Here is a 3,530-nt window from a genome sequence, read left to right as displayed (position 1 = left end):
CGTGGCTGATGGCTTCCTTGGTTTGCGGCATTACCGCATCGTCAGCCGCCACTACAATTACTGCTATATCGGTTACTTTGGCACCGCGGGCACGCATGGCGGTAAACGCTTCGTGACCAGGTGTATCGAGGAAGGAGATCTTTTTACCATTAGGCAGCGTTACTTCGTAGGCGCCAATGTGCTGGGTGATACCACCCGCCTCACCGGCCACCACATTCGCACTGCGGATATAGTCAAGTAATGAAGTTTTACCGTGGTCAACGTGACCCATGATGGTAACGATGGGAGCGCGGTGATGCAGATCTTCTTCATTATCCACGTCTTCTTCTTCCTCCAGTTCAAGCTGCTTTTCCATATCGATGAACTCGGCTTCGTATCCGAATTCGCCGGCCACCAGTTCAATTACCTCGGCATCCAAACGCTGGTTGATAGACACCATGAGACCAAGGCTCATACACTTGCTGATAACTTCTGCAAAGCTTACATCCATCAGGTTGGCCAGTTCGCTTACGCTGATAAACTCAGTAACCTGCAGTTTGTTATCCTGTCCTTCAACCCCTTCACGTTCCGCATTATTCTGGCGTTTTTCGTGACGGCGGGCTTTTTTAATGCCCTTATTGCTTTTATTACCGGACAGCTTGGCTTGTGTTTCGCGTATTTTATCCTGGATCTCTTTTTCGTTGATCTCTTTAGGCTCGCGGGACACATGGCGATTTGCTCCTCCGGGGTGACGGTTCTGGCCGGGACGGTTTGGACCGCCTCTGAAGCCTCCGCCGCCCTGGTGCTGGCCACCGCCCTGACGGTGTTGACCGCCACCTTGCTGGCCCTGACCACCATGATGGCCTCCGCCGCCATGACCGCCTTGTCCACTCTGCTGACCTGGTTCTCTTTTCTTGAAAAGATGTTGAGCCCGTTCCTGCGCAGATTGCTGCGACTGTTGTTGCTGATCCTTCTTTTCAATGGGAATGCGCTTGCGCTTCCTTTTTTCCTCGTTGGGCTTCGGTTTGGTGCGGGCTTCGTCGCCAACCGGTAATTCTATTTTGCCCAGAATTTTCGGTCCCGTAAGTTTATCTGCTTTAATATTTTCAATTACCGGTGGCAGTGCTTCTTCCTTCGGTTCTTCTTGTTTTTGCACTTCCTTAACCGGCTCCTGTTGTTTTTTCTTTTCAATTACCACCTGTTTGGCAGGCCTTTGCTGCTGTGGTTGTGCCACTTCCTCTTTAGGTTTTTTGGGCTTTTCTTCCACCGCAGGTGCAACTGTAACTTTTGGAGCTTCTTCTTTTGGCGCCTCTACGGGTGCTTCTTTGGCAACCGTCTTTGGCTTTTCTTCCTTCACAGGCGGCGTTTCATCATTTGCCTTAGCTGGCGGCGCCTCTTCTTCTGTTTTCTTTACTACTACCGGCGTTTTCTTCGGTCTTGTGGACGAATCAATAGCCGACAGGTCTATTTTATCTAATACTTTAGGTCCTTCAATTTCAGGTGCTTCTACCTTGGTAATTTCAGGTTGCTTATCCTCAGCTTTCGGCTCTTCTACAACGTCTTCTTTTACCGGCTCCTTCTTCTCTTCCTTCTTTTCTTCCACCACAGGCAGCGCTTCTACAACTGGCTGTTCAACAACAGGTTGTTTTTCAACTACCGGCACTACTTCGGCTGCTTTTTCTTCTTTCTTCTCTTCTATTTTCTCTTCTGCAACCTTCTCTGCCACCTTTTCTATCTTCTCTTCTTTCTTTTCTTCCACAACCGGCGTTGGTTCCTGTTTTTTAACCACTTCTTTCTTTACAGCCGCAGCATCGTCTTCCTTCTTCTTCTTCGCTTCCAGACTTCCCTTTGGCAGATCAATCTGATCGCTTTTTAACTTGGCCACTTTATCACTCTGGAATTCCTGCTGCAAAGCACGATACATCTCCTCCGTCAGTTTAGACGTGGGTTTGAGATCGTCATTGTTAAATCCCTTTCCTATCAAAAAGTCTACCAGCGTTTCCTTGCCGATGTTAAACTCTTTGGCTGCGGCCATTAATCTTATTGTTGTTGTTTCTGCCATTCGATATTGTAAGACAATTTTTTGTTTTGTTCGCTGTTTGGATAAGCAAATTACTTGGAAAAAGTTAAATTAGTCACATAAGTCAAAATAGTTATATAAATTAACCACAGCCTGTGCGCTTTGACTAATTTGAACCTGTTGCTTATTTGACCGATTTCACTCTCTTTCTTCGCCTATCCTTTTTCAAATTCTTCATTCAGAATGCGGCGAACTTCATTGATGGTCTCTCTTTCGAGGTCGGTTCTTCTTTCGAGCTCTTCGGCGGTGAGATCCAGCACACTGCGTGCCGTATCGCAACCAACGCGTTTAAGCTCATCAATGATCCAGGTTTCAATTTCATCGCTGAATTCTTCCAGATCGATATCAAATTCCTGGGGTTCGCCTTCTGTATCGCGATAAACGTCGATGCTATATCCTGTTAATTCCTGTGCCAGCTTGATATTCACGCCTTTTTTACCAATCGCCAGTGACACCTGATCAGGTTTCAGGTAAACATTCGCCTGTTTTTTGTCATTGTCAAGATCCTGTGTGGTGATCTTGGCAGGTGTAAGTGAGCGTTGGATCAGCAGTTGAACATTATTGGTCCAGTTAATAACATCTATGTTTTCATTTTTCAGTTCCCGTACAATTCCATGGATACGGCTACCTTTCATCCCCACGCACGCGCCTACGGGATCAATACGATCGTCGTATGACTCTACTGCCACTTTAGCCCTTTCACCAGGTTCACGGACGATCTTTTTGATAACAATTAAACCATCAAATATTTCAGGCACCTCAATTTCAAGCAGTTTTGCCAGGAAAGAGGGAGAGGTACGGGATAAAATAATGACCGGAGAATTGTTTTTTAATTCTACTTTTTTAACAACGGCGCGGATATTTTCACCTTTCTTGAAATAGTCTTGCGGAATTTGCTCAGATTTAGGCAATATTAATTCATTCCCCTCTTCATCGAGCAATAAAATTTCTTTTTTCCAAACCTGGTACACCTCGGCACCGATTATCTCACCGATCCTGTCGCCGTATTTTTTAACCAGAACGTTCTTTTTCAGGTCACTGATACGGCTGGCCAGGGTTTGTTTGGCGGCCAGAATAGCCCGGCGGCCGAAATCGAGGATATTAATTTCCTCATATAATTCTTCCCCTACTTCAAAGTCGGGTTCAATTTTTACAGCATCGCTATAGGCAATTTCAGCCAGGGGATCCATCACGTTTCCATCGTCAACAATAGTACGGCGGCGCATAATTTCCAGGTCACCCTTTTCTGCATTCACAATTACGTCAAAATTCTCGTCACTGCCATATTTTTTACGCAGCAGGGTTTTGAATACATCCTCAACCACTTTCATCATGGTAGGGCGATCTATATTTTCTGCGTCCTTAAAGTCAGCGAAGGCCTCTATCAAGTTTATGCTTGCCATATACTACAATTTTTTGCCCCAACACCCGGTGTCAGGATCTTATTAAAATACTGTTTGAATTGTTGTTG

2 protein-coding genes are annotated in these 3,530 nt (G+C 45.7%); both read right to left on the bottom strand.

Annotation, left to right across the window (positions count from 1 at the left end; translation table 11 throughout):
* Positions 1-2,041 (bottom strand): translation initiation factor IF-2 N-terminal domain-containing protein (locus tag ACJ751_RS02390; protein ID WP_407743777.1); only part of this gene is annotated, 2,041 nt, incomplete at its 3' end.
* A 173-nt stretch (positions 2,042-2,214) separates the two neighbouring features.
* Positions 2,215-3,462: a transcription termination factor NusA gene (gene nusA, locus ACJ751_RS02385; protein ID WP_407743776.1), complete on the bottom strand. Its 1,248-nt coding sequence runs from the start codon at positions 3,460-3,462 to the stop codon at positions 2,215-2,217.
* Positions 3,463-3,530 lie beyond the last annotated feature (68 nt).

The organism is Niastella sp., assembly GCF_045805085.1.
Classification (GTDB): Bacteria; Bacteroidota; Bacteroidia; order Chitinophagales; family Chitinophagaceae; genus Niastella.
This window is presented reverse-complemented; position numbering and strand designations above follow the sequence as displayed.